The 24193-nt window shown below is 72.0% G+C and carries 26 protein-coding genes and 1 pseudogene; 16 read left to right on the forward strand and 11 right to left on the reverse strand.

Translation table 11 applies throughout. The features are described from left to right. Positions 1-452 precede the first annotated feature (452 nt). The 5 genes from OHA37_RS12340 to OHA37_RS12360 all read left to right on the forward strand — a co-directional run bounded on the left by OHA37_RS12340 (position 453) and on the right by OHA37_RS12360 (position 5011). A complete protein-coding gene (locus OHA37_RS12340; RefSeq protein WP_266904596.1) occupies positions 453-1655 on the forward strand; it encodes an NAD(P)-dependent malic enzyme in 1203 nt (400 codons plus the stop codon). 318 nt (positions 1656-1973) lie between these two features. Then, a complete protein-coding gene (locus tag OHA37_RS12345) occupies positions 1974-2936 on the forward strand; it encodes a zinc-binding dehydrogenase (protein WP_266904598.1) in 963 nt (320 codons plus the stop codon). A gap of 100 nt (positions 2937-3036) precedes the next feature. Beyond that, positions 3037-3246, forward strand: a complete 210-nt coding sequence (locus tag OHA37_RS12350; RefSeq protein WP_243336126.1) for a helix-turn-helix domain-containing protein — start codon at positions 3037-3039, stop codon at positions 3244-3246. Then, a complete protein-coding gene (locus OHA37_RS12355; protein ID WP_266904600.1) occupies positions 3246-3761 on the forward strand; it encodes a Clp protease N-terminal domain-containing protein in 516 nt (171 codons plus the stop codon). Before OHA37_RS12350 ends, OHA37_RS12355 begins: the two co-directional genes overlap by 1 nt. Before the next feature lie 101 nt (positions 3762-3862). Further along, on the forward strand, positions 3863-5011 hold the full coding sequence (locus OHA37_RS12360) for an ALF repeat-containing protein (RefSeq protein WP_266904602.1): 1149 nt from the start codon (positions 3863-3865) through the stop codon (positions 5009-5011). A gap of 27 nt (positions 5012-5038) precedes the next feature. Here OHA37_RS12360 and OHA37_RS12365 read toward each other — a convergent pair whose 3' ends face one another. Continuing rightward, complete coding sequence (locus OHA37_RS12365) at positions 5039-5956, reverse strand: PadR family transcriptional regulator (RefSeq protein ID WP_266904604.1); 918 nt, start codon at positions 5954-5956, stop codon at positions 5039-5041. 1 nt (position 5957) lies between these two features. Beyond that, on the reverse strand, positions 5958-6920 hold the full coding sequence (locus OHA37_RS12370; RefSeq protein WP_266904606.1) for a DUF4097 family beta strand repeat-containing protein: 963 nt from the start codon (positions 6918-6920) through the stop codon (positions 5958-5960). A 140-nt stretch (positions 6921-7060) separates the two neighbouring features. Between OHA37_RS12370 and OHA37_RS12375 the strand changes: the two genes are divergently transcribed. Further along, a complete protein-coding gene (locus OHA37_RS12375; protein ID WP_443046154.1) occupies positions 7061-7885 on the forward strand; it encodes a hypothetical protein in 825 nt (274 codons plus the stop codon). Positions 7886-8024: 139 nt separating this feature from the next. Here the strand turns inward: OHA37_RS12375 and OHA37_RS12380 are convergent. Next, a pseudogene (locus OHA37_RS12380) lies at positions 8025-8159 on the reverse strand (winged helix-turn-helix transcriptional regulator); the annotation flags it as partial. Between the two features lie 93 nt (positions 8160-8252). Between OHA37_RS12380 and OHA37_RS12385 the strand changes: the two are divergent. Next, complete coding sequence (locus OHA37_RS12385; protein WP_266904608.1) at positions 8253-8897, forward strand: NADPH-dependent F420 reductase; 645 nt, start codon at positions 8253-8255, stop codon at positions 8895-8897. A gap of 30 nt (positions 8898-8927) precedes the next feature. Here OHA37_RS12385 and OHA37_RS12390 read toward each other — a convergent pair whose 3' ends face one another. Beyond that, entirely contained in the window at positions 8928-9872 is a 945-nt protein-coding gene (locus OHA37_RS12390) for a LysR family transcriptional regulator (protein WP_266904610.1), read from the reverse strand. A gap of 206 nt (positions 9873-10078) precedes the next feature. Between OHA37_RS12390 and snpA the strand changes: the two genes are divergently transcribed. Next, positions 10079-10738: a snapalysin gene (snpA, locus tag OHA37_RS12395; RefSeq protein ID WP_266904612.1), complete on the forward strand. Its 660-nt coding sequence runs from the start codon at positions 10079-10081 to the stop codon at positions 10736-10738. Here snpA and OHA37_RS12400 read toward each other — a convergent pair. From OHA37_RS12400 to OHA37_RS12420, 5 genes are all read right to left on the reverse strand, one after another. Beyond that, on the reverse strand, positions 10735-11019 hold the full coding sequence (locus OHA37_RS12400; protein WP_266904614.1) for a hypothetical protein: 285 nt from the start codon (positions 11017-11019) through the stop codon (positions 10735-10737). The two genes, snpA and OHA37_RS12400, sit on opposite strands and share 4 nt — an antisense overlap. Before the next feature lie 61 nt (positions 11020-11080). Next, entirely contained in the window at positions 11081-11665 is a 585-nt protein-coding gene (locus tag OHA37_RS12405) for a dihydrofolate reductase family protein (RefSeq protein WP_266904616.1), read from the reverse strand. A 101-nt stretch (positions 11666-11766) separates the two neighbouring features. Continuing rightward, positions 11767-12366 carry a GNAT family N-acetyltransferase gene (locus OHA37_RS12410; protein WP_266904618.1) on the reverse strand — a complete coding sequence of 200 codons (600 nt, stop codon included), beginning with the start codon at positions 12364-12366 and terminating at the stop codon, positions 11767-11769. Between the two features lie 138 nt (positions 12367-12504). Then, positions 12505-13551, reverse strand: coding sequence for a family 2 encapsulin nanocompartment cargo protein polyprenyl transferase (locus OHA37_RS12415; RefSeq protein WP_266904620.1), 1047 nt, complete (start codon positions 13549-13551; stop codon positions 12505-12507). Between the two features lie 78 nt (positions 13552-13629). After that, positions 13630-15036, reverse strand: a complete 1407-nt coding sequence (locus tag OHA37_RS12420) for a family 2B encapsulin nanocompartment shell protein (protein WP_266904622.1) — start codon at positions 15034-15036, stop codon at positions 13630-13632. A 225-nt stretch (positions 15037-15261) separates the two neighbouring features. Between OHA37_RS12420 and OHA37_RS12425 the strand changes: the two genes are divergently transcribed. From OHA37_RS12425 to OHA37_RS12440, 4 genes are all read left to right on the forward strand, one after another. After that, positions 15262-15714 carry an RrF2 family transcriptional regulator gene (locus tag OHA37_RS12425; protein WP_266904624.1) on the forward strand — a complete coding sequence of 151 codons (453 nt, stop codon included), beginning with the start codon at positions 15262-15264 and terminating at the stop codon, positions 15712-15714. A gap of 168 nt (positions 15715-15882) precedes the next feature. Then, a complete protein-coding gene (locus OHA37_RS12430) occupies positions 15883-17079 on the forward strand; it encodes a globin domain-containing protein (protein WP_266904626.1) in 1197 nt (398 codons plus the stop codon). Positions 17080-17172: 93 nt separating this feature from the next. After that, positions 17173-17763 carry an N-acetylmuramoyl-L-alanine amidase gene (locus tag OHA37_RS12435; protein WP_266904628.1) on the forward strand — a complete coding sequence of 197 codons (591 nt, stop codon included), beginning with the start codon at positions 17173-17175 and terminating at the stop codon, positions 17761-17763. Positions 17764-17943: 180 nt separating this feature from the next. Continuing rightward, on the forward strand, positions 17944-18864 hold the full coding sequence (locus OHA37_RS12440; protein WP_266904630.1) for a 1-aminocyclopropane-1-carboxylate deaminase/D-cysteine desulfhydrase: 921 nt from the start codon (positions 17944-17946) through the stop codon (positions 18862-18864). A 43-nt stretch (positions 18865-18907) separates the two neighbouring features. Here OHA37_RS12440 and OHA37_RS12445 read toward each other — a convergent pair whose 3' ends face one another. Continuing rightward, positions 18908-20485: a Na+/H+ antiporter gene (locus OHA37_RS12445; protein WP_266904632.1), complete on the reverse strand. Its 1578-nt coding sequence runs from the start codon at positions 20483-20485 to the stop codon at positions 18908-18910. Positions 20486-20548: 63 nt separating this feature from the next. Between OHA37_RS12445 and OHA37_RS12450 the strand changes: the two genes are divergently transcribed. From OHA37_RS12450 to OHA37_RS12460, 3 genes are all read left to right on the forward strand, one after another. Next, positions 20549-20809, forward strand: coding sequence for a UBP-type zinc finger domain-containing protein (locus OHA37_RS12450; RefSeq protein WP_250750367.1), 261 nt, complete (start codon positions 20549-20551; stop codon positions 20807-20809). Positions 20810-21045: 236 nt separating this feature from the next. Continuing rightward, positions 21046-21459, forward strand: coding sequence for an anti-sigma regulatory factor (locus tag OHA37_RS12455; protein WP_214949331.1), 414 nt, complete (start codon positions 21046-21048; stop codon positions 21457-21459). Beyond that, the gene (locus OHA37_RS12460; RefSeq protein WP_266904637.1) at positions 21456-22541 is read left to right on the forward strand and encodes an RNA polymerase sigma factor SigF; all 1086 of its coding nucleotides are present in this window, start codon (positions 21456-21458) and stop codon (positions 22539-22541) included. The genes OHA37_RS12455 and OHA37_RS12460 overlap by 4 nt, the downstream gene beginning before the upstream one ends. A gap of 55 nt (positions 22542-22596) precedes the next feature. On the opposite strand, the gene OHA37_RS12465 is transcribed toward OHA37_RS12460, so the two are convergent. After that, positions 22597-23031, reverse strand: coding sequence for a hypothetical protein (locus OHA37_RS12465; protein WP_266904639.1), 435 nt, complete (start codon positions 23029-23031; stop codon positions 22597-22599). Positions 23032-23116: 85 nt separating this feature from the next. On the opposite strand from OHA37_RS12465, the gene OHA37_RS12470 reads away from it, so the two are divergent. Beyond that, entirely contained in the window at positions 23117-24082 is a 966-nt protein-coding gene (locus tag OHA37_RS12470; protein ID WP_266904641.1) for a diacylglycerol/lipid kinase family protein, read from the forward strand. The last annotated feature ends 111 nt before the right edge of the window (positions 24083-24193 follow it).

Raw genomic sequence — 24193 nt, forward strand, 5'->3', positions numbered from 1 at the left:
TGTGATTAGGGGCATCTTGCCATTCGGACTGAGTCATTCAGGCAGCCCGTCAGGTCAAAATCGGATAACGGCAGCCGCTTCGTACCCAACAGGACTGCGGACAAGGCCCCTCAGAGCCGCACGAACGGCCGTGACCTGGGCCTTTTGCCGCACTATTTACGGCGCGTCTCGCCCATCGGACAGAGAGGTTTGGACTTTTCGCCAAAACCGGGACAAGGAGCTTATGGTCGAGCGGGAATCGACTCGTCTGGGTGAGTGTTCTTCGGGTAGAACAGATCCTTACACCCCTCATCCGGGGCTCAGGGCGCGCGTGCGGCGCGCCCGCGCGTACGAACCTCCCCTTCACGGAGACGGGCCTACAACCGTCGTCGTGAAGACGGACGCGGTGCCCGCCCACCCCTTAACCAGGAGTGGCCACCCTCAACGATTCAAAGACTTAAGGGGTTAAGACAGTGGCAGCGGAGATCGTCAATCCTCGCAGCGACAGCGTGACGGACAACAACCCGGATGCGGTGTTCGCGCTGCACCGGGGCGGCAAGATGGCCATCGTGGCCACCGTGCCGGTCCACAACAAGGACGACCTGTCCCTGGCGTACACGCCCGGCGTTGCGAAGGTCTGCAGCGCCATTGCCGAGCAGCCCGAGCTCGTGAACGAGTACACCTGGAAGTCCAACGTGGTCGCCGTCGTCACCGACGGTACGGCCGTGCTCGGACTCGGTGACATCGGGCCGGAAGCCTCCCTCCCCGTGATGGAGGGCAAGGCCATTCTCTTCAAGCAGTTCGGTGGCGTCGACGCGGTTCCGATCGCGCTCGCCACCAAGGACACGGACGAGATCATCGAGACCGTGATCCGCCTCGCGCCGTCCTTCGGCGGGGTGAACCTGGAGGACATCTCGGCGCCCCGCTGCTTCGAGATCGAGCGCCGCCTCCAGGAGGCGCTGGACATCCCGATCTTCCACGACGACCAGCACGGCACGGCCATCGTGACGCTGGCCGCCATGCGCAACGCCGCGAAGCTCACGGGTCGGACCCTCGCCGACCTGCGCGCCGTGATCTCGGGCGCCGGCGCCGCCGGCATCGCGATCGCCAAGATCCTCGTGGACGCGGGCATCGGCGACGTCTGCGTCACCGACCGCAAGGGCGTCGTCTCCGCCGACCGCTCCGACCTGACGGACGTCAAGGCGGAGATCGCGGGCCTGACGAACAAGACCGGCCAGAGCGGTTCCCTGGAGAGCGCCCTCGCGGGCGCGGACGTCTTCATCGGCGTCTCCGGCGGTACGGTCCCCGAGGCCGCGGTGGCGACGATGGCGAAGGACTGCTTCGTCTTCGCCATGGCCAACCCGAACCCGGAGGTCCACCCCGACGTCGCGCACAAGTACGCGGCGGTCGTGGCCACGGGCCGCTCGGACTTCCCGAACCAGATCAACAACGTGCTGGCGTTCCCCGGCATCTTCGCGGGCGCGCTGAAGGTCCGCGCGACCCGGATCACCGAGGGCATGAAGATCGCCGCCGCCGACGCCATCGCCGGCGTCGTGGGTGACGAGCTCGCCGCCGACTACGTGATCCCCTCGCCGTTCGACACCCGCGTCGCCGAGGCCGTCACGGCCGCGGTCGCCGCGGCGGCGAAGGCCGACGGCGTGGCCCGCCTGGCGTAGTCGCTGCACTGACTGAACGAGGAGGGGCCCGGCCGCACCATTCGGCCGGGCCCCTTTCCGTTCCCCGCGCCGGCGGGGCTGGATGTATCCAGCCCCGCCGGCGTTTGAGGCGCGGGTCTGGGCGGAGCCCAGGGAACGGTGGAAGGGCGGGTAGGGGACAGCCCCGCAGGGCCCCGCCCCCACAGCCGGGCAGGAGGCGGCTCAGCCGCAGGGCATGGCCGCAGGCCGTGGCCACACCGCCGCCCGGCCCCCGAACAGCCGCCCGCCGGGCCGGACCAGGCCTGGATCCCAGGCCTACCGACCGGTAGCCTCGCGGCCATGTTCGCTGCCTACGCCGCCCGAATCGACCGTGACCAGCCCCTGAACGGCCTCGTGCTGGGCGAACGCCCAGCCCCGCAGGCCCGCCCCGGCTGGGTGACCGTGAACGTCAAGGCCGCCTCCCTCAACCACCACGACCTGTGGTCACTGCGCGGAGTCGGCCTCGGCGAGGACAAGCTCCCCATGATCCTCGGCTGCGACGCCGCCGGGATCGACCAAGACGGCAACGAGGTCGTCCTGCACTCCGTGATCGGCCAGACCGGCCACGGGGTCGACCCCGACGAGCCCCGCTCCATCCTGACCGAGCGCTACCAGGGCACCTTCGCCGAGCAGGTCACCGTCCCCGCGTGGAACGTCCTGCGCAAGCCCGCCGAGCTCTCCTTCGAGCAGGCCGCCTGCCTGCCCACCGCCTGGCTCACCGCGTACCGAATGCTCTTCACCAACGCCGGCGTCCGCCCCGGGGACTCCGTCCTGGTCCAGGGCGCGGGCGGCGGCGTCGCCACCGCCGCCATCGTCCTCGGCAAGGCCGCCGGCCTGCGGGTCTTCGCGACCAGCCGGGACGAGGCCAAGCGCAAGCGCGCCGTCGAACTGGGCGCCGTGGAGGCCTACGAGCCCGGCGCGCGGCTCCCCCAGAGGGTCGACGCCGTCATCGAGACGGTCGGCGCCGCCACCTGGTCGCACTCGGTCAAGTCCCTGCGCCCCGGCGGCACCCTGGTCATCTCCGGCGCCACCAGCGGGGACCGCCCGGCCCACGCCGAGCTGACCCGGATCTTCTTCCTGGAACTCAAGGTGGTCGGCTCCACGATGGGCTCGAAGGACGAGCTGGAGGACCTGCTGTCCTTCTGCGCGACGACCGGGGTCCGCCCCGTGATCGACGAGACCCTGCCGCTGGACCGGGCCCGCGAGGGCTTCGCGAAGCTGGAGTCCGGCGACCTCTTCGGCAAGATCGTCCTCACCGTCTAGAAGCCAGGGCCGCCGTAGCCCGCACCACCACCACCGCCACCGCCGCGCCGATGTCAATGTGGGTTGACACCCTCCCGTATGTCAACCTACATTGACACCCATGACGGAAGCTACCGATCTGGCCGAGCGCGCCGGTGACCGTGACCCGCGCGTCGGCCTGCGTGCCGTGGCCGCCCTCCGGCGACTGCTGGAGCAACTGGAAGCCGTACAGGTACGCGGGGCCCGCGCGCAGGGCTGGTCCTGGCAGGAGATCGCGGCCGAGCTGGGCGTCAGCCGGCAGGCCGTACACAAGAAGCACGGGAGGCTCTGATGTTCGAACGCTTCACCCAGGACGCCCGCTCCACCGTGACGGGCGCGATCGTCGAGGCCGAGCGGACCGGGGCGCAGCGGGTCGGCGAGGAGCACCTGCTCCTCTCCCTGCTCTCACTGGGCGCGCTCGACCCCTTGGGCGTCGACCGGGCCGCGGTCTCCGCCGACCTGGCGGCCGCCCGCCGCCGGGGCGGGATGTCCAAGGCCGACGAGGAGGCCCTCGCGGGCCTCGGCATCGACCTCACGGAGATCGTCACCCGCATCGAGGAGACCCACGGCGAGGGCGCCCTGTCGGGCCCCGCCCCGCGCAGCCGCTCCGGCCGCACCCGCTTCACCCCGGGCGCCAAGAAGATCCTGGAGCAGTCCCTGCGCATCGCCCTGGGCCGCAAGGAGCGCCACATCTCCACCCTCCACCTGCTCCTCGCCCTCCTCTCCCGCCCCGGCACACCCGCAGAGGTCCTCACGGACCACGGAGTCACCTACGCGGGAGCCGAGGCGGCCCTGACCGGCCGATAGGCGGACACACCCCTTCCGATCATTTCGCTGCCGCGTACAACCATCGGCCCGGCCGGTGAGTCTTGTACGGCGAAAAGAACGTTTCTCCAGGGGGTTGTCCCGTGAAGTTGTCCCGTCTCGCCGCAGCGATCACCACCGCCGCCCTGGCTCCGGCCGTCCTGCTCGCGTCCCCGGCCTTTGCCACCGGGCAGGGGTCCGCAGCGCCCGCCGATACGACGGCTCCGACCGCAGCCGACAAGGCCGGCGAGGACCAGGCCGAGCAGGACCGCAAGACCATCCTCGCGATCATCGCCGACCCGATGGCCAGCGCGTACATGAAGGAAGCGGGCCACAAGGCCATCGCCGACGGTCCGGCGGCCATGCGCAAGTTCATCGAGAAGGACCAGCACACGATCCGCCGCGACGACTACCGGGTCCTCATCGCCCGACTGGCGAACGACGCCGGTCCCGGCCTGAAGGAGGGGATCAGGAACATCTTCGAGATCGACGCGACCCTGGAGCAGCTGATCCACTTCTACGAGGTCACCCAGCACGAGCTGCGCGACGACGACAACAAGGTCGAGATCTCCAGGCTGGTCGGCACCGGTGGCCCCGTGGTGAGGGAAGAGGGCAAGAAGGCCCTGAAGGGCACTCCCGCCGACCGCATCGCCTTCCTGAAGACGGGGCGGTACCTCGCGCAGGCCGAAGACGATCGGGTCGAGCTCGCCCGCATCGACGAGGGCTGGGACGGACCCATCCTGAGCGAGGCGATCGGCAAGCTCCTCAACGGTTCCCCCACCCCGGCCGAGCTGCGCCACTTCCTCGAAGTGACCCAGTACGAACTGCGCGACCAGGACAACCGTGTCGCGATCGCGAAGATCATCGACGGCGGGGGCCCGGAAGTGGCCAAGGCCGGCCGCGCCGCGCTGGCGGGTACGGCCGCCGACCGCACCGAGTTCCTGAAGACGGGCCAGCACGAGGCGCGCGCCAAGGACAAGAAGGCCCAGGAGGACAAGGACAAGGAGGAGGGGGAGGCCAAGCCCACGCCCACTCCCACGCCCGCTCCCTCCCCCGGCTCTTCCGGCACCGACACCGACACCGAGACCGGCCCCGGGAACACCGCTGTCACCCCCCAGGGCGGCAGCGGCCCCCTCGCCACGACCGGCGCCGGTGACACCGGCTGGATCGTGGGCGGTGCGGGCACCGCGCTCGTCGCCGGCGCGGGCCTCCTGCTCGCAGCCCGGATGCGCCGGGCCGGCTCCACGAGCTGAGCCCGGCCGCGTCCGAGCCGTATCGCCTCAGCCCTGAGGGCCGAGGGCCGAGGCGATACGGGCGGCCGCGTCCGCCAGGTGGCTACGGGCCTGCGCCAGCTGGTCGTCGCCGATCCCCCGGTCGCGGGCCGCGTCGCGGATGTCGTCGCGGAAGCGGTCCAGCAGCCGGTCCAGGTCACGGGCCGGGTCACCCGTCGTCGGTACGTCCCGAGCCCAGTCCGTGTCGGGCGCGGCCGACGGGGCGGCGGCCGACGGAGCGGTGGGGGCCGTGGGGGCCGTGGGGTTCGTCGTAGCGCCGGAGCCGCCGAGCCAGGCTCCCGCCAGGCTGCCCAGGACTCCGCCCGACTTCGCGAACTGCTCCTGCAGCTGGCCGGCGATCCGCTGGACCTCCTCGCGGGCCCGCTCCTGCGCCTCCTTGGCCTGACGGCGTGCCTGCTGGGCCTCCTCACGAGCCCGGCGGCTCTCGTCCTTCGCCCGGCGCGCCTGTTCCTTCCACTCGGCCTTGGCCTTGCGGAGCTCCTCCTTGGCGGCCTTCCAGGATTCGTCCTCCACCTGCGTGGCCGACGCGCTGGCCGCGGCCCGCAGTTCGCGCCGCAGGTCGCCCGCCGCGCCGCTCACGTCGGCGCGGATCTCGGCGGCCAGTTCGGAGACCGAGTCGCGGATCTCCAGTTCCAGATCGGCCAGTTCGCCGCCGCGGTCGGCCAGTTCGGCACGGCCCGCGTCGGTGATCGAATACACCTTGCGCCCGCCTTCGCTCGCGTGCGTGACCAGGCCCTCGGTCTCCAGCTTGGCCAGCCGCGGGTACACCGTGCCGGCGGAGGGTGCGTACAGCCCCTGGAAGCGCTCCTCCAGCAGCCGGATCACCTCGTACCCGTGGCGCGGGGCCTCGTCGAGCAGCTTGAGGAGGTAGAGGCGGAGGCGGCCGTGGGCGAAGACGGGCGGCATGTCAGAGCACCTTCTTGTCGAGCGCGAGCGGGGCGGCCGGGGCGCCGGACGGGTCCGCCGCCGGGCGGCGCAGCAGCGCGATGGAGCCGGAAACGGTGGTGGCGCGCAGGGTGCCGGTGCCGGCGCCCAGGGTGCCGGTGATCCGCTTGGCGCCCATCTGGCCCGAGACCCGCAGGTCTTCGAAGGCGTTGGAGACGCCGCCGGTGGCGGTGTTGGCCTCGACCCGGGCGTCGGCCGGGTGCGGGAGGCGGATGGCGACCTGCCCGGAAACGGAGTTGAGGGAGATGTCGACCGGCCGGGGCGCGGGCCGGTCGTCGAGGGCGAGGTCGATGAGCATGTCGCCGCTGACCGAGTCGGCCCGGACGTTGCCCACCGCGCCGTCGACGACCGTCAGGCCGCCGGACACGGAGTGGAATCCGAGCTCGCCGGTCACGGACTGGGCCTCGACCCCGCCGGAGACGGTGTGCGCCTTGACCCGGCCGGACAGGCCGACGAGCGTGGTGTCTCCGGAGACCCCGTGGATGTCGGTGCCGCCGTCGATGCCGGAGACGAAGACGGTGGCGCTGACGGTGGCCAGCTGCACGCGGGTGGCGGCCGGGACCGTGAGGGTCACGGTCGCGCTGCGCTCCCATGCCTTGCGCCCGGAGGCGGAGGTGGACCAGGCCTTCCAGGGCTTGCTCTCGAACCACTGCTTGAGTCCCTGGGAGCCGTTCCAGGGGAGGTCCTCGTAGGAGACGGTGAGGGTCCCGCCCTCCTGCACCACGTGCAGGGGCGGCCCGTCCACCTCGGAGACCTCGAGGCGGGCCGGGCCCTCATCGGCGGCGACCACATTGACCGTGCCGCCGGCCATCCGGACGCGGACCTCGGTCACCGGCTCCTCGAAGGCGAGCTTCTGCGGTCCGGCGACCGACCATGTTTCCTGCGGAGTCTGCGGACTCTGCGGATCCCGCGCTGCCTCTGCCATGGTGCTGACCCTCCTCGGCGTACATGCACGCAACATATCGCGTCTTCTGACCAACACGATATATCGCGGTTGAGGGAAGTCAAGCGCGTCAGGATGATCCAAAATCATCAGTTTGGGGCGTTTTGGCTTAGCGTGTGGGCATGTCGATCTCCCACACCACGGCGGGCGGACTCCTGCTCTGCCGCGCCGAACCCCTCGCCGCCCGACCCGCCGCGCACATCCTGCGCGAACGCCTGCTGCTGGCCCCCGCCGGCGAATGGAGCGTGCTGGTGCCCGAGGCCAAGCCCTGGATCGGCGGCGCGGAATCCGTGGCCGAAGTCCTGGCCGGCTGGGGTGCGGCGGTCGCGCTGAGCTCCAACTGGCCGGTGCTGAGCCTGTGGTGGGAAGAGGGCCGGACCGGCTTCGTGCTGTCCTCCGGATTCCGCCGGTCCGCGGCCTACGAGTGGGACGCGGCGGGCCGTCCGCACGGCGAGCGGGACGCCCCGGACGCAGACGCCATGCGGGTGCTGGCGGCGCGGCTCGGACTGGACCCGGTGCTGGACCTGGAGGAACTGGAGCGCCTCACCCGCCCCGACGCGGCGGCGGACGGCGAGTCCCGGCTGCTCGGCGTCATCGCGCTGCTGTCCCGCGCGGGGCTGGCGCTGCCGGCGGGCCTGAACCCGGGCGAACCGGCCGACCGGCTGCGGGAGGCGGCCCGCGTCGCCCCGGCGGCGGAGCGGGTGGAGTGGGCGGGCTGGCGCGACACGGTCCGGGCGGAGCTCGCGGTGGTGGAGGACAGCCCGCTGGGCCCGTGGCTGCGGGGCCCCAAGGCCCGCCTGGCGGGCACGGCCCAACTGGCCGTCGGAGCGCCCCTGATGATGTGGGCGGCCCGCCGCCGCAGCCCGGGCTGGCTGGCCGCGGGCACCGTCCTGGTGACCCACGGCGCGGCCGCCCTGGCCTACGACCGGGCCCGCCGCCGGGCCTAGAGCCGGTCGGCGCCGGCGCGCTCCCGGTCCGCCCGCTCCTGGGCCGCCAGGACCGCGTCGGCGTGGCGCGACGCCCAGGCGCCCAGGCGCCCATCGCGCGGATCGGGACCAGCAAGGCCTCGCCCGGCTCCGTCAGGGAGTAGTCCACCCTCGGCGGGGCCTGCGCATAAGCGCGGCGCTCCACCAGGCCGTTGGACTCCAGCCGGCGCAGCGCCTCGTTCAGGACCTTCGGGCCGATCCCGCCGATCCGGTCCATCCCGGTCCATGGCTCCATCCTGCCTTCCCGATGCACACCGGACGGTGTGCATCGACCCGCCTGGCTTCGTCCCGAGCCCCCCTTCCACCCACTCGGACTCGGAGACACGGCATGCGCATGGGAATCCTCGGTACCGGAGCAATGGCCACCACCCTCGGCGGCGCCTGGGTGCGCGCCGGGCACGACGTGTACATCGGCGGTCGCGACGCCACCGCCGCCGCCCGCACCGCGCGGCGGACCGGCGCCGGCGGGTACGGGACCCTCGCACAGGCCGCGGCCCACGGCGAAGCCGTGCTCCTGGCCCTGCCCGCCGAGGTGGCGGCCGAGGTGGCCGCGCCGCTCGGGCCCGTCCTGGCCGGGCGGGTCCTGCTCGACTGCACGGTCCCCATGGCGCCGGGCGAGGGCGGCCCGACGCTGACCGGGGACGGCGCCTCCCGACTGGCCGGAGCCGTCCCCGGGGCGCACGTCGTCAAGGTGTTCGGGCTGGTGCACGAGAGCATCTGGACACTGGACGACCCCTCCTTCGAGGGCGCCCCGCTCTCCGTGCCCTTCTGCACCGACTCCCCCGAGGCGCTGCGGATCACCAGCGCGCTCGTCACCTCCATGGGCTGCACCCCGCTGCCCTGCGGGGGCCTCGACCGGGCCCGGCTGCTCGAAGCCACGGCGGTCTTCGCGATCGGCGCGTGGTGGCAGGGCGCCGAGGCCCGCTTCGCCTTCCCCTCACCCGCCCTCGCCCCCGGGGCCACCGACGACTAGGCGTCTCGGCAGGGGCGCCCGGACCCCGCCCTACGCCGCCAGCAGCGGGCTCGCGTTGCGCGCCAGCCAGGCGCGGTAGGGGGGAGTGCCCAGGGCCGCTTCGCGGTAGGCCGCGCGGAGGTCCTCGTACACCCCCTCGGACACCTGCGCGTGCACCCCGGGGCGGGTCGCGAGGAGGAGGCGTACGGCGAGCGGGTCGCCCGAGAGCGGCCGGATCGCCATGTCCTCGCGCGGTCCTGAGGTGGGTTGGCAGGGGGCGACGGCCTCGCCGGAGACGATCAGCGAGGCGGCCGTGTGGTAATCGGCGTGCAGCAGCTGCGGGTCGAGGCCGGCGCCCGCGAGGACCCGGCGCAGGCCGTCCCACTCCCCGTCCACCGACGGGTCCACGGTCCACCGGTCGGCGGCGAGGTCGCGCAGCTCCACCACCGAGCGGGCCGCCGCAGGATGGTCCCGGGACATCGACACGAACTGCGGCTCGCGCTCCATCAGGACCCGTAACTCCAGTCCGGGAGGCACCCGCAGCGGGCTGCCCTCCACCTCGTGCACGAAGGCCACGTCGAGCCGGCCCGCGGCCGTCATCCGCAGCAGCGCGTTGGCGGACACGTCGACCATCAGGTCGGTCTCCGTGTCGGGCAGCCGCCGGTGCAGCCGCCGCAGCCAGCCGGGCAGGGCGCGGCTGGCCGTCGAGCCGATCCGCAGCCGGGGCCCCTGGGACAGCGCCCGGGCCTCCGCGACGAGGGCGGCCATCTCGGCCAGGAGCGGCCGCGCCCGCCCGAGTATGGTGCGCCCGAAGGGAGTCGGCCGGCATCCGGTGCGCTCACGCAGGAACAGTTCCCCGTCCAGGGCGCGTTCGATGCGCCGCAGCTGGGTCGTCAGGGAGGGCTGGCTCACGCCGAGCTGCCGGGCGGCCTTGTGCAGGCTGCCGGCGTCGGCGATGGCGCACAGGGCGCGCAGGTGCCTGACCTCAAGCTCCATGCCCCGAGAGTAGGCCGGTGCGAGCCGACCGCACCAGTAACCGGTATCCCCTCGAATCCCGCCATTCTCACGGTAGTTGGGCTTCCGAAATCCCCCCGATAGCCCGGCGTTATCGGGGTCTGACATCATCCGCCGCCCCCTCCCGCTCCCGCAGACTCCGGTACCGAACGACCCCCCACAGCACCGGATGAGCAGGAGTCCCCCACATGCGCCACTCCCGCAAGACCACTCTGTCCGCCGTCGGCCTCGGCATCGCCGCCGTCCTCGGCGCCGTAGTCCCGGGCACGACCGCCACCGCCTCCGCCGGCGCCGGCAGCCCGAGCACGTACGCCGCGTACGAGCAGTCGAAGGAGAACCAGGCCGCCAACCGCGCCTTCTTCGAGGCCGTGCAGCGCTCGGTGGCCCAGCAGCGCGCCGCGACCCCGGGCCTGGCGGCCGTGACCGTCACCTACAACACCCGCAACGCGCCGAGCTTCCGCACCCAGATAGCGCGCTCCACGCAGATCTGGAACAGCTCGGTGACCAACGTCAAACTGCAGGAGGTGTCCTCGGGCGGGAACTTCGCGTACTACGAGGGCAACGACTCGCGCGGTTCGTACGCGAGCACGAACGGCCACGGCCAGGGCTACATCTTCCTGGACTACCGGCAGAACCAGCAGTACAACTCCACCCGCGTGACCTCGCACGAGACCGGCCACGTGCTCGGTCTGCCGGACCACTACTCGGGCCCGTGCAGCGAGCTGATGTCCGGCGGCGGCCCCGGCACCTCCTGCCAGAACGCCAACCCGAACTCCGCCGAGCGCTCGCGCGTCAACCAGCTGTGGGCGAACGGCCTCGTCGCGTCCGGCCTGGACGCGAAGGGCTAGGCCCCCTCGGCCCGGGACCCTTCGATCGGGGACCCTTCGATCGGGGACCCCTCGGCCCGGGGCTCCTCGGCCCGGGGCTCCTCGTACCCGGGCTCGTACGCCGTGCACTCCCGGTTCCGGCAGGGACCGGGGGTCCACGCCGGGACGAAGATCCCCAGGGACTTGCGCCGTCCCACCATCGTGTCGACGGGGCTCCCGCAAGCCGGGCACGACTGCTGGTCGTGCCCGGCCCGCGGGGCGACCGTCCCGTGCGCCTGCTGCTCCCGCTGTTCACCGGCCATACCTCCACGGTAGGCCGGTTTCGCCGCTTCGGCGGGCCGGCAGCCGGACGCCGCAGAAGGGTCAGCGCTTGACCGCGTACGAGGTGACGACCTGGCCGCCGCCGAGGGCCTTGAACCCGGTCAGCTCCAGGGGGCGCGCCCCGAACCCGGCGCGCGACATCGGCATGCCGGTGCCGACGAAGACCGGGTAGGTCTTGACGACGAACGCGTCGATCTCGTCGATCAGCTGCCCCGCGAGGTCCGCTCCGCCGCACAGCCAGATGCCGAGCCCGTCCCGGGCCTTCAGCTCCCGGACCGCTCCCACCAGGTCGCCCTCGATCAGCCGGACCGCCGGGTCCGGCGCGGTGGTGAGCGAGCGCGAGACCACGTACTGCTCGCGCATGTGCCCGTACGGGCTGGTCAGGCCCAGCTTGAGGCCGGGCTCGTACGTGCCGCGCCCCATGAGCACCGTGTCGAAGTGCTTGGGCTCGGCGTCCGCGATCCCGAGCTGGGCGCGCCCCGGGGCGGAGATGGTCTCCGGGTACTCGGCCTTGAGGTGATCGATGAACTCGCCGTCGAGGTGGCTGTAGATGAAGTCGGCGTCGCCGTCCGGGGCCCCGATGAAGCCGTCGACCGAGGTGGCGACGAAGTACGTGAGCTTGCGCAAGCGATTCTCTTCCGTTCGACAGTGCACCCCCATTGAGGCACGTCGATCAAAGTACTTCAGGTGAAGTGGTCTGGCAAGGGATCATCCGCCGGCGATCGGGATCACTGCGGCTTGCGCCACATCGGCCACATCAGCGGCCCGTCCGGCAGCCGCACCGCCTCGCCCGTGAACTGCCAGCCCAGCCGCTCGTACAGCCCCTTGCTGCGCTCGCTGCTCGCCTCCAGGTACGCCGGCACGCCCTCGCGGTCGCAGCGCTCCAGCACCGGCCGGATCAGCTCCGTGCCCAGCCCCTCGCCCTGCCGCCCCGGGGCGACCGCGATCATCAGCAGGTACTCGTGTTCCTCCGCCATCGGGTGCACGGCGCCCGTGAGCCTGCCCACCAGCTCGCACCGCTCGTTGTCCGGGTCGGCCACGGCCCGCATCTTCGCCGGGACCTCGTCCTCGACGTGTTCGGCGTCCGGATCGCCCGCCGGGATCCGCAGCCACAGCGCCGCCGCCGAACCGTCCGCCGCGTAGTCGATCCGGCCCTCGGCCAGCGCCACGTCCACGAAGACGCCCAGGAACTTCCCGTGCACCGCGGCCCGGTGCTCCGGGTCCGGGAACACCCAGCTGCTCACCGGATCGCTGCGGAAGGCCTCGTCGAGCAGCCGCGCCACGGCATCCCGGTCCGACTGACCGGCTTGACGTATCTCCAGCACCATGGGTCACACCCTTCACTTCACTCACGCGTCAACAACCGTGAGCGATCCTAGAGTTGACCCACCGACGCAGAAAGGCCCGTTCCGGCACCGTGCGGTGCCGGAACAGGCCTCCGGGGCTTCCCCCTCGCCCCTACATGGCTACTTCGTACGCCGCGTCACGAACTCCGCCAGCGCCAGCAGTCCGCCCGCCGCCCCGAGGTCCGGGACGGCCCGCGACAGCTGCTGCACCGCCCGCCCCATCCGGTCGGCGGCATGGGCCTGCGCCCAGTCCCGCCCGCCGGCCCGCTCCACCGCCGCGGCCGCCCTGCCCACGTCGTCCCCGGTCATGGGGCCCGCGTACAGCGCGGCCAGCTCCTCCCCCGCCGCGGTGCCCGAGGTGAGGGCGGCCACGACCGGGAGGGACTTCTTGCGGGCCAGCAGATCGGCCCCGGCGGGTTTGCCGGTGTGGCCGGGGTCCCCCCAGATGCCGATCAGGTCGTCGATGAGCTGAAACGCCAGCCCGGCCTCCCGGCCGAAGGCGTCCATGGCGTCGACCTCGTCCGGGCCGGCCCCCGCGTACAGCGCGCCGAGCGCGCACGCGCAGCCCAGCAGGGCCCCCGTCTTGGCCGTCGCCATGGTCAGGCACTCGTCGAGCGAGACGCTGTGGCGCTGCTCGAAGGCGCAGTCCGCCTGCTGGCCCGCGCACAGTTCGACGATGCAGGCGGCGAGCCTCGCCGAGGCGGCCGCCGAGGCCGGGTGCGGGTCCTCGGCGAGCAGCCGCAGCGCGAGCGCCATCATGGCGTCGCCCGTGATGATCGCGTCCGACGTGCCGAAGACCGTCCAGGCCGTCGGCCGGCCGCGCCTGCGCACGTCCTTGTCGATGACGTCGTCGTGCAGCAGCGTGAAGTTGTGCGCCAGCTCCACGGCCACGGCCGGCCGTACGGCCTCCGCGGCGAACCCGTCCCCGCGCAGGGCCTGCGCGGCGGCGAGCACCAGGGCGGGGCGGATGGCCTTGCCGGCGCTGCCCGCCGCCGGGGTGCCGTCCTCCCGCTCCCAGCCGAAGTGGTACATCGCCACGTGCCGCATCGAGCCCGGCAGGCTCTCCACGGTCCGGCGCAGTTCCGGGTTGACCGTTTCCCTCGTCCGCTCCAGCAGGACGGCGGCTTCCTGCCCCTCGCTGGTGGTGATCGCCTCAGTGGTCGACATGGCGTGTGCGCTCCGTCCCGTCCTGTCCCGTCCTGCCTCGTGCCCATCGCCCCGGCGTCGGCGCCGGAGCCGGCCGGGTCAGCTCCAGCGGGCGATCTCGACGTTCTCCAGGACGCCGAGCGCGTCCGGCACCAGCACCGCGGCGGAGAAGTAGGTGGTGACCAGGTAGGAGATGATCGCCTGCTCGCTGATCCCCATGAACCGCACCGAGGTGCTCGGCTCGATCTCGTCCGGGATCCCGGGCTGGTGCAGGCCGATCACGCCCGACTCGTCCTCGCCGGTGCGCATGCAGAGGATGGAGGTCGTACGGGCGTCGCTGATCGGGATCTTGTTGGACGGGAACATCGGGACCCCGCGCCAGGACGGCACCCGGTGCCCGCCGATCTCGACCGACTCCGGGTACAGCCCGCGCTTGTTGCACTCGCGCCCGAAGGCGGCGATGGCCTTGGGGTGCGCCAGGAAGAACTTGGAGCCGCGCCGCATGCTGAGCAGCTGGTCCATGTCGTCGGGGCTGGGCGCGCCGTCGTGGGACTGGATGCGCTGGTCGTAGTCGGCGTTGTGCAGGAGGCCGAAGTCGCGGTTGTTGAGCATCTCGTGCTCCTGGCGCTCGCGCAGCGCCTCGACCGTGAGCCTGAGCTGCTGCTCGGTCTGGTTCATCGGCTGGTTGTACAGGTCGGCGACTCGGGTGTGGACGCGCAGAACCGTTTGCGCGATGGAGAGTTCGTACTCGCGCGGCCGGGCCTCGTAGTCCACGAAGGTGCCCGGCAGCACGGCCTCGCCCTGGTGGCCGGCGGAGAGGTCGATCGCGGCCTCGCCGTACTTGTTGGTGCGCTGCTCCGGCAGGGCCCGTACGGAATCCAGGTGCGCCCGCAGCGAGTCGACGCGGTCGGCGAGGATCTGGAAGTCCTGGCGGGAGAGGACGAGCACGGTGCCGGCGGTGGCGGCGCGGGCGGTGTACTCCCAGATGGCCTCCTCGTCGACGAGGGAGCCCTCGCCGAAGAAGGCCCCGTCGGCGACGGTCTGCAGGACGGCGTCATCGCCGTAGGGACCGGGGCCGATCTGGTCGATGCGCCCGTGGGCGAGCAGGAACACCTTGTCGGCGGGGCTGCCGAAGGAGGTGAGCTCCTGGCCCGGCTCGAAGTCGATCTGGTGGCAGCGCGCGGCGAGTTCGGCCAGCGCGTCGGGGTCGTCGTAGTCGCGCAGAACCGGGAGCTCCCCCAGCTCCGCCGGAATCACCTGGACCTGCGTGCCGGTCTTGATGAACTCCACGATGCCGTTGCCGACGGAGTAGCTCAGCCGCCGGTTGACGCGGTACGTGCCGCCCTGGACGGACACCCAGGGGAGCATCTTCAGGAGCCACCGCGAGGTGATCTCCTGCATCTGCGGCGCGGACTTGGTCGTGGTTGCCAAGTTCCGCGCGGCCGATGTCCCCAGACTGCGCTGCGGTGCCTGGGTCTCGGATTCGGAACCTGCCTGGACCGACATGAATTTTCCCTTCGATCACTCCATGAATCTGCGGAAGGAGCCTTTCAGCACGGACCGTGGTCGGACCATTACACAAAAGGGTGGGATTACTCCGTCCGTGGCTGGGCACTCTCTTGAGCTCAACTCCCGCCCCACGGGACACTTGGACCCCACTCGTTTCAGCCATCCGCACGGCGGCCGCCGTTTAAATTTGCACGGTGGATGCAAGTTTTCTACGCTGGACCCATGCGGCTGACCCGATTCACCGACCTCGCCCTGCGCGTCCTGATGCGTCTGGCCGTCGCGGAGGCGGACCTCCCGACCACCCGCGACGTGGCGGCGACCATGGAGGTCCCGTACACCCACACCGCGAAAGTGGTCGCCAAGCTGCAGCATCTCGGTCTGGTCGAAGCCCGCCGCGGACGCGGCGGCGGCCTCACCCTGACCCCCGCCGGGCGCGCCGCCTCGGTGGGCGGGGTGGTCCGCGAGCTGGAGGGCGCCGGCGACGTCGTGGACTGCGACGGCGCCGTCGCATGCCCACTGCGGAGCGCGTGCATCCTGCGCGGGGCGCTCCGCCGGGCCCAGGAGGCCTTCTTCGCCTCCCTGGACCCGCTGACGGTGAACGACCTGGTCGCAGCCCCGACCGGGCCGCTCCTGCTGGGCATTTCGGGCGGATCGACCGGGGCCGGAAGACCCTGACGACGCAGGCCGGATGGCCGGTTCGCACCGGCACCGGGCCCGCATAGCCTGACGTCCATAGACACTTCGAACAGAGATCCGTATCACTGCAGACGCCCGCAACCCTGCCCATAAATACGCATCTCACATTCCAGTTCTGCGACCCATCCCGACCCGAGGAGTCACCCGATGCTTTCCGAGAAGTCGACCGCGACCGTACGAGCCACCCTGCCCGCCGTGGGCGCGGCCATCGGCGACATCACGGAGCTCTTCTACGGGAAGCTCTTCGCGGCCCACCCCGAACTGATCCGCGACCTCTTCAACCGCGGCAACCAGAACGCCGGCCTGCAGAAGCAGGCCCTCGCCGGCTCCATCGCCGCCTTCGCCACTCACCTCGTGGACCACCCGGACGCCCGCCCCGACGTCATGCTGGGCCGGATAGCCCACAAGCACGCCTCGCTCGGCGTCACCCGCGAGCAGTACCCGATCGTCCACAAGCACCTCTTCGAGGCCATCGTGGAGATCCTCGGCGAAGCCGTCACCCCCGAGGTCGCCGAAGCCTGGGACGAGGTCTACTGGCTCATGGCGAACGCCCTCATCACCATCGAGGAACGCCTCTACGCCGAGCAGCAGGTCCTCGCCGGCGACGTCTGGCGCACCTGGACGGTCGCCGCCCGCGTCGAGGAGACCGCGGACTGCACCACCTTCCACCTCACCCCCGCCGACAACGCCCCGGCGCCGTCGTTCAAGCCGGGCCAGTACGTCTCCGTCCAGGTCGAACTGGCCGACGGCGCACGCCAGATCCGCCAGTACAGCCTCTCCAGCGCCCCCGGCTCCCCCACCCGCTCCATCACCGTCAAGCGGGTCCACGGCCCCGCCGCCACCGGCCCCGACGGCGAGGTCTCCAACCACCTCCACGCCCACATCCGCACCGGCGACACCCTGCGCGTCTCCATCCCCTACGGCGACCTGGTCCTCCAGGACACCACCGCGCCCGTCATCCTCGCCTCGGCGGGCATCGGCTGCACCCCGATGCTCTCCATGCTGGAACACCTCGCCGACACCGCCCACACCGCCCCGGTCACCGTCCTGCACGCCGACCGCTCCCCCGCCGACCACGCCCTGCGCACCGGCCACCGCGACCTCACCGCCAAACTCCCCGACGCCGCCGCCCACTTCTGGTACGAAGCCGACGCCGAGCCCGGCGACCACGAAGGCCGCCTCGACCTCGCCGCCATCCCCGTCGCCCCCGGCACCAAGGCCTACCTCTGCGGCCCCCTCCCCTTCATGCGGGCGGCCCGCGAACAGCTCATCACCAAGGGCGTCGCCCCCGCCGACATCCACTACGAGGTCTTCGGCCCCGACCTCTGGCTCGCCTCGGCGTGAACCGTGCGCCGGGTGCGCGCCCTTGCGACGGAATGACCGCTTCCATTAAGCGTTGAGTAACCGAGTGACTACTCACAGCAAAAGGAGGCGGTCATGTCCGTACCCCTGTCCGCGGACCGGTTCATCGGCGCCCTGAAGGCCGAGGGCCTGACGGTCGTCGAAGTCGGCGGCTGGCGCACCCGCAACCGCAACCACAAGGGCCCCTGGGGCCCGGTGCACGGGGTGATGCTCCACCACACCGTCACGCACGGGACCGCGTACACCGTCAGGCTCTGCCGCGACGGTGACGCGGCCCTCCCCGGCCCGCTCTGCCACGGCGTGATCACCAAGGACGGCCGGGTCCACCTGGTCGGCCACGGCCGCACCAACCACGCCGGCGCGGGCGACTCCGACGTCCTGGCGGCGGTGATCGCCGAGAAGCGCCTCCCGCCCGACCAGCACGCGAACACCGACGGCAACCGCCACTTCTACGGCTTCGAATGCGAAAACCTCGGCGACGGCGAGGACCCCTGGCCGGCCCCCCAACTCGACGCCATGGCCCGCGCGTCCGCCGCCCTGTGCCGCGCCCACGGCTGGACCGCCCGCTCGGTCATCGGCCACCTCGAATGGCGCCCGGGCAAGATCGACCCGAAGGGCTTCACGATGGCCTCGATGCGCACCCGCGTCGAGGAGCGCCTGAAGTAGCCCCCGGCCGACGGCCCGGCCGACCGCCCGGCCGGCCGCCGTACAGCAGGGAGACCATGGCGTGGTGGACCGAGGGCGGTGACCGGGAACCCTCTTCGAGGGTCTGGAGCCGACACCCGCCGGCACTGACTCCCCGCCCTCCCTGCGCGGGCGCGGAACACAGCGGCACACAATGGGCGGGTGGAACATCCAGTCGACCCCGGCACCGGCACACGCCCCGACGCCGGCCCCGAGCTGATCCTGCGCCCCCGCCCGGCCTCGCCGTTGCGGGAGGTCCGCGACGAGCGGTTCGAGGCGCACGGGGTCCGGCTGCTGCTCAAGCGGGACGATCTGGTGCATCCGGAGCTGCCCGGCAACAAGTGGCGCAAGCTCGCGCCGAATCTGCGGGCCGCCCTCGCGGGCGGACACCCGGAGCTCGTGACCTTCGGCGGGGCCTACTCCAACCACCTCCGGGCCACCGCCGCGGCCGGCCGGCTGCTGGGGCTGGCGACCGTGGGGATCGTACGGGGGGACGAGCTCGCGGGGCGGCCGCTGAACGACTCGCTGGCCCGGTGCGCGGCGGACGGCATGCGGCTGCACTTCGTGACCCGGTCGGCCTACCGGGACAAGGCCGGGCTCCCCGCACTGGCGGGCGCGGAGGGGGCCTACGTGATCCCCGAGGGCGGCAGCAACGCGCTCGCGCTGCACGGCTGCGCCGAGCTGGGCCGCGAGCTGAGCGGTGCCTGCGACGTGGCCGCGGTGGCCTGCGGCACCGGGGGCACCCTGGCCGGGCTGGCGGCGGGGCTCGGCGCGGGCGGGCGGGCGCTGGGAGTTCCGGTGGTCGGGGGCGGCTTCCTGGAGGCGGAGATACGTTCCCTCCAGGCGGCCGCGTTCGGCGGTCCGGCGGGCGACTGGTCGCTGGCCGAGGGCTACGCCCACGGCGGCTACGGCCGCGTCCCCGCCGGGCTGGCGGAGTTCGCGGCGGACTTCGAGTCCCGCCACGGCCTGCCGGTGGAGCGGATCTACGTGGCGAAGCTCCTCTGGGCCCTGCTCGACCTGACCCGCGCGGGCGCCTTCCCCCGCGGCACCGCCCTGGCGGCGGTCGTCACGGGCCGCCCGTAAGCCCCACCCCCGGCCCCGCCCCCGGCTGCCCTCCGGCCCGGCCTCAGCCCGCTTCCTCCCGGTACGCCGCCGCCTCCTCCAGGTCCAGGCGGCGCAGCAGGGCCCGCAGCATCTCGTCGTCGATGCGGCGGGCGTCGCGCAGGGAGACGAAGACCTCGCGTTCCGCCGCGATCATCTCCCCCGCCAGGCGGCGGTAGACGTCGTCCGCGGACTCCCCCGTCACCGCGTTGACCTCGCCCAGCCGCTCCCACACGGCGTTGCGCCGCCGCTCCAGCACCGTGCGCAGCCGGTCCGCCAGTGGGGGCGGCAGTGCGTTCGAGGGGGAGGCCAGGAGTTCCGTCAGGCGGTCCTCCGCCGCCCGCGAGGCCTCGCTCTGGGCCTGGGCCTCCGCCAGGGTCTCGGCGTGGGTGTCCTTGGCCGGCAGCCGCAGCAGCCGGATCAGCGGCGGCAGGGTCAGGCCCTGGACCACCAGGGTGCCGATCACGGTGGTGAAGGTCAGGAAGAGGATCAGGTTCCGGTGCGGCACGCCGACCGGCACGGAGAAGGCGATCGCCAGCGAGACCACGCCCCGCATGCCGGCCCAGCCCACGATGACCGGCGCCTTCCAGCTCGTCTCCGGCTCGCGCGCGCGGATCCGGGGCGAGAGCCTCGGCAGGAACGTCGCCGGGAAGACCCAGGCGAAGCGGGCCGCCACCACGACGAGGAACACGACCACCGCGTAGCCCGCCGCGGCCGCGCCCTCGTACTCCCCCAGCCCCTGCAGCACCACCGGCAACTGGAGCCCGATCAGCGCGAAGACCACCGATTCGAGGATGAAGGCGACCACCTTCCAGACCGCCTCCTCCTGGAGCCGGGTCGCGAAGTCGACCTGCCAGTTGCGGTGCCCGAGGTACAGCGCGACCACCACGACCGCCAGTACTCCGGACGCGTGCACCCGCTCCGCGGCCGCGTAGGCCACGAAGGGGATCAGCAGCGACAGGGTGTTCTGCAGGAGCGGTTCGCGCAGCTTCGTGCGCAGGACGTGGATCGGGACCATGAGCAGCAGGCCGACCGCGACACCGCCGACCGAGGCCAGCAGGAACTCCCGGATCCCGTCCGTCCAGCCGGCGCTCGCCCCGACCGCCGCCGCCAGCGCGACCTTGAAGGCGGTGATCGCGGTGGCGTCGTTGACCAGGGACTCACCCTGGAGGATGGTCGTGATCCGGTTCGGCAGTCCGAGCTTGCGGGCGATGGCCGTCGCCGCGACCGCGTCGGGCGGGGCGATGACCGCCCCCAGCACCAGTGCCACCGGCAGCGAGAGCCCCGGCACCAGCAGGTACGCCGCGTACCCGACGGCGACGGTCGCGAAGAGCACGTACCCCACGGAGAGCAGCGCCACGGGCCGGATGTTCGCCCGCAGGTCCAGGTACGAGCTGTCCACCGCGGCCGTGTAGAGCAGCGGCGGGAGCAGCAGGGGCAGCACGATGTGCGGGTCCAGGCCGTACTCGGGCACGCCCGGCACGTAGGCCGCGGCCAGTCCGGCGGCGACCAGCAGAAGCGGCGCGGGCACCGGGGTGCGGCGGGCCAGGCCCGCGACGACCGCACAGCCGGCGACCAGCGCCACCAGCGGCAATACCTCCATCGAAGATCATCCTCGCTTGAGTCATGTCATCCCGTGCGCCCGCACCTCAGTACGCTGGCCATCATGAGCGAGTGCACCCACGTTCCCGAACTGCCGCGCCCCGAGCCGGTCCCGCTTGCCCAGACCTGCCCCGAATGTCTGGCACTCGGCAGCCATCCGGTCCAGCTCCGCTTGTGCCTGGGGTGCGGGCACGTCGGCTGCTGCGACTCCTCGCCCCACCGGCACGCCACGGCGCACCACCGGGAGACCGGACATCCGGTGATGCGCAGCTTCGAACCGGGTGAGACCTGGCGATGGTGTTTTGTCGACGGTTCGATCGTCTGAAGTGGGGTAGATCAACCCTCCGCCGGTTCCCCTGATTTGGGCCCGCAGACCCCTAGCCACTGTGCGTCCCCATGGGCTTACCATCAGTCACTGGTCGCAGGTACGGCCTCGCGGCCAGCTCTGTGCAGCTAAGTTCAAAGGGGTTCTGCACCCTCCGACAGGGGTGCCGCGACACGATCGCCCGGATCGCGATAGCGTCACCGGCGAACAGAGCTCGTACCACCTTGGAGGTGAGGGTGTCCCAGATCGCAGGCGAGCCCGGGACCCAGGACTTCGTGGAAGTCCGGCTGCCCGCTGCGGGTGCCTACCTGTCTGTGCTGCGGACGGCCACGGCCGGCCTCGCGGCACGTTTGGACTTCACCCTCGACGAGATCGAGGACCTCCGCATCGCGGTGGACGAGGCCTGCGCGATCCTGCTCCAGCAGGCCGTGCCCGGCTCCGTCCTCAGCTGCGTCTTCCGGTTGGTCGACGACTCGCTGGAGGTGACCGTCTCCGCCCCGACCACCGACGGCCGGGCACCGGAGCGCGACACGTTCGCGTGGACGGTCCTCTCGGCACTCGCCGGGAAGGTCGAGGCCACGGTCGAGGAGAACAAGACGGTGAGCATCAGCCTCTACAAACAGCGCGGCGCGGGACCAGGCCCGGCGTGAGCGGCGGGGAGGTCCCGGTGCGGGGCGGGGATCGGCCCCGGGTAGGACACGAGGTCGACGGCGGCATTCCGGAGCAGCAGCACGCCCGGCCGCACCCGGCTGACACGGATGCGGAAAACGGCTTTTTGGACTCGGCGGAGCGACGGGCGGGCCCTGTGAGCGAGAACCAGCACGACCAAACACTGCCGGTCCAGCCACCGGGGGCCGCTGCCACGGCCCCGCCGGTGACCCCGGCCTCGGACACACCGTCCACGGACGCATCTGCCGCGGACACCCCCGGAGCCTTCGCGGCCCCGGTGTTCACCGCGCCGTTGCCACTCCCGGATCCGCGCGACCGCAGCGGCGCGCGGGCCCTGTTCATCGAGCTCCGGGCGCTGCCCGACGGCTCGACGGAGAAGGCGGAGCTGCGCAACCGGCTCGTACGGATGCACCTGCCGCTGGTCGAGCACCTGGCCCGGCGCTTCCGCAACCGCGGCGAGCCGCTGGACGACCTGACCCAGGTCGCCACCATCGGTCTGATCAAGTCGGTGGACCGCTTCGACCCGGACCGCGGGGTCGAGTTCTCCACGTACGCCACGCCCACGGTGGTCGGCGAGATCAAGCGCCACTTCCGCGACAAGGGCTGGGCCGTACGGGTCCCCCGGCGCCTGCAGGAGCTGCGGCTCTCGCTGACCACGGCGACGGCGGAACTGTCCCAGCAGCACGGCCGCTCCCCCACGGTGCACGAACTGGCCGAACGGCTGGGGATCTCCGAGGAGGAGGTGCTGGAGGGCCTGGAATCGGCCAACGCCTACAGCACGCTCTCGCTGGACGTCCCGGACACCGACGACGAGTCGCCGGCGGTCGCGGACACCCTGGGCTCGGAGGACGAGGCACTGGAAGGCGTCGAGTACCGCGAGTCCCTCAAGCCGCTGCTCGAAGGACTGCCTCCGCGCGAGAAGCGGATCCTGTTGCTGCGGTTCTTCGGCAACATGACCCAGTCGCAGATCGCCCAGGAGGTCGGCATCTCCCAGATGCACGTCTCCCGGCTGCTGGCCCGCACCCTGGCCCAGCTCCGCGAAAAGCTCCTGGTCGAGGAGTAGGCCGAGCAGTAGGCCGAGGAGTGGAAGGCCTCGTGGAAAAAGCCGGTCGTACGGGCTATCGGGCCTGCTCCGCGGGTCCGATGCCCAGCGCTTCGGTCGCCTTGGGGTTCACCAGGAGGGCCGTGACGGCCACCGCGGTCAGGGCCAGCGCCACGGCGGCCGCCTTCATCGCCCCTTCCGCGCCCCACAGCATCCAGGCGACCGGCAGCGACATCAGCTGGGTTATCAGCGCCGGGCCGCGGCTCCAGCGGCGGCGCAGGAGCAGTCCGCGCGCCGCGACCAGCGGCAGCGCGGCCAGGACCAGCAGGGTGACCCCGCCGGTGAGGGCCTGCACGGGGTCGGCGCCCCCGGCGACCCCCGTGTACAGATCGGCGACGCCGGGCCCGGCCAGGGCCAGCCCCTCCAGCGCGGTGAGCGCGGCGGCCGCGGTCAGCCTGCGGGGCAGCGCGGCGGGGACGGCGGACTCGGTGGGGGTGGGCTTCGTACTCACCCCAGCAGGGTAGCCGCGCCCCTCCCGCACCCGGAGGGGACGGCCAGTATGGGCGGCGCCGGAAGGGGTCGGTAGGCTGACGCCCATGCGTGCACTCCTCGTGGCCAACCCAGCAGCGACGACGACCAGTGCGCGCACGCGCGACGTCCTGACCCACGCCCTCGCCAGCGAGATGAAGCTGGAAGCGGTCACCACCGAATACCGCGGCCACGCCCGGGACCTGGGCCGCAGGGCGGCCGAGACCGGCATGGACCTGGTGGTGGCCCTCGGCGGCGACGGCACCGTCAACGAAGTGGTCAACGGACTGCTGCACGAGGGACCCGATCCGGACCGGCTGCCCGGGCTCGCGGTGGTCCCCGGCGGCTCCACCAATGTCTTCGCCCGCGCGCTCGGCCTGCCCAACGACGCGGTCGAGGCGACCGGCGCCCTGCTGGACGCACTGCGCGAGCGGCGCGAGCGGACGGTCGGCCTGGGACTCGCGGCCGGCACCCCGGGCACGGAGGACGAGTCGGTTCCGGCGCGCTGGTTCACCTTCTGCGCGGGCTTCGGCTTCGACGCGGGCGTGGTGGGCCGCGTCGAACAGCAGCGGGAACGGGGCAAGCGTTCGACCCATGCCCTGTACGTGCGACAGCTGATGCGCCAGTTCTGGGAAGAGCCCAACCGCCGGCACGGCATGGTGACGCTGGAGCGGCCCGGCGCGGATCCGGTGACGGATCTGGTGCTGTCGATAGTGTGCAACACGTCACCCTGGACATACCTGGGCAACCGGCCGCTTTACGCCTCCCCGGAGGCGTCGTTCGATACTGCGCTTGACGTATTGGCACTGGACCGTTTGTCAACTCCGGCGGTCGCTCGCTACGCGACACAGCTCCTGACCTCGACTCCTGAGCGTGGTCCGCACGGCAAGCATGCGGTGTCTCTGCACGATCTGACGGACTTCACCTTGCATTCCAAGGTGCCGCTTCCGTTCCAGATGGACGGAGACCACCTCGGGCTGCGCACCAGCGTTCGGTTCACAGGCGTACGCCGTGCACTGCGTGTGATTGTGTGAGCGGAAGGGCCGAAAGGCCTTTCACTCGAACGTTTACACGCCGGTCCACCCCTAGGAAGTAGGGCTGTGACCTAGTAGACACCGACGAATCAAAAAAAACTTTCCGGAAGG

This window comes from Streptomyces sp. NBC_00335, from assembly GCF_036127095.1.
Taxonomy (GTDB): domain Bacteria; phylum Actinomycetota; class Actinomycetes; order Streptomycetales; family Streptomycetaceae; genus Streptomyces.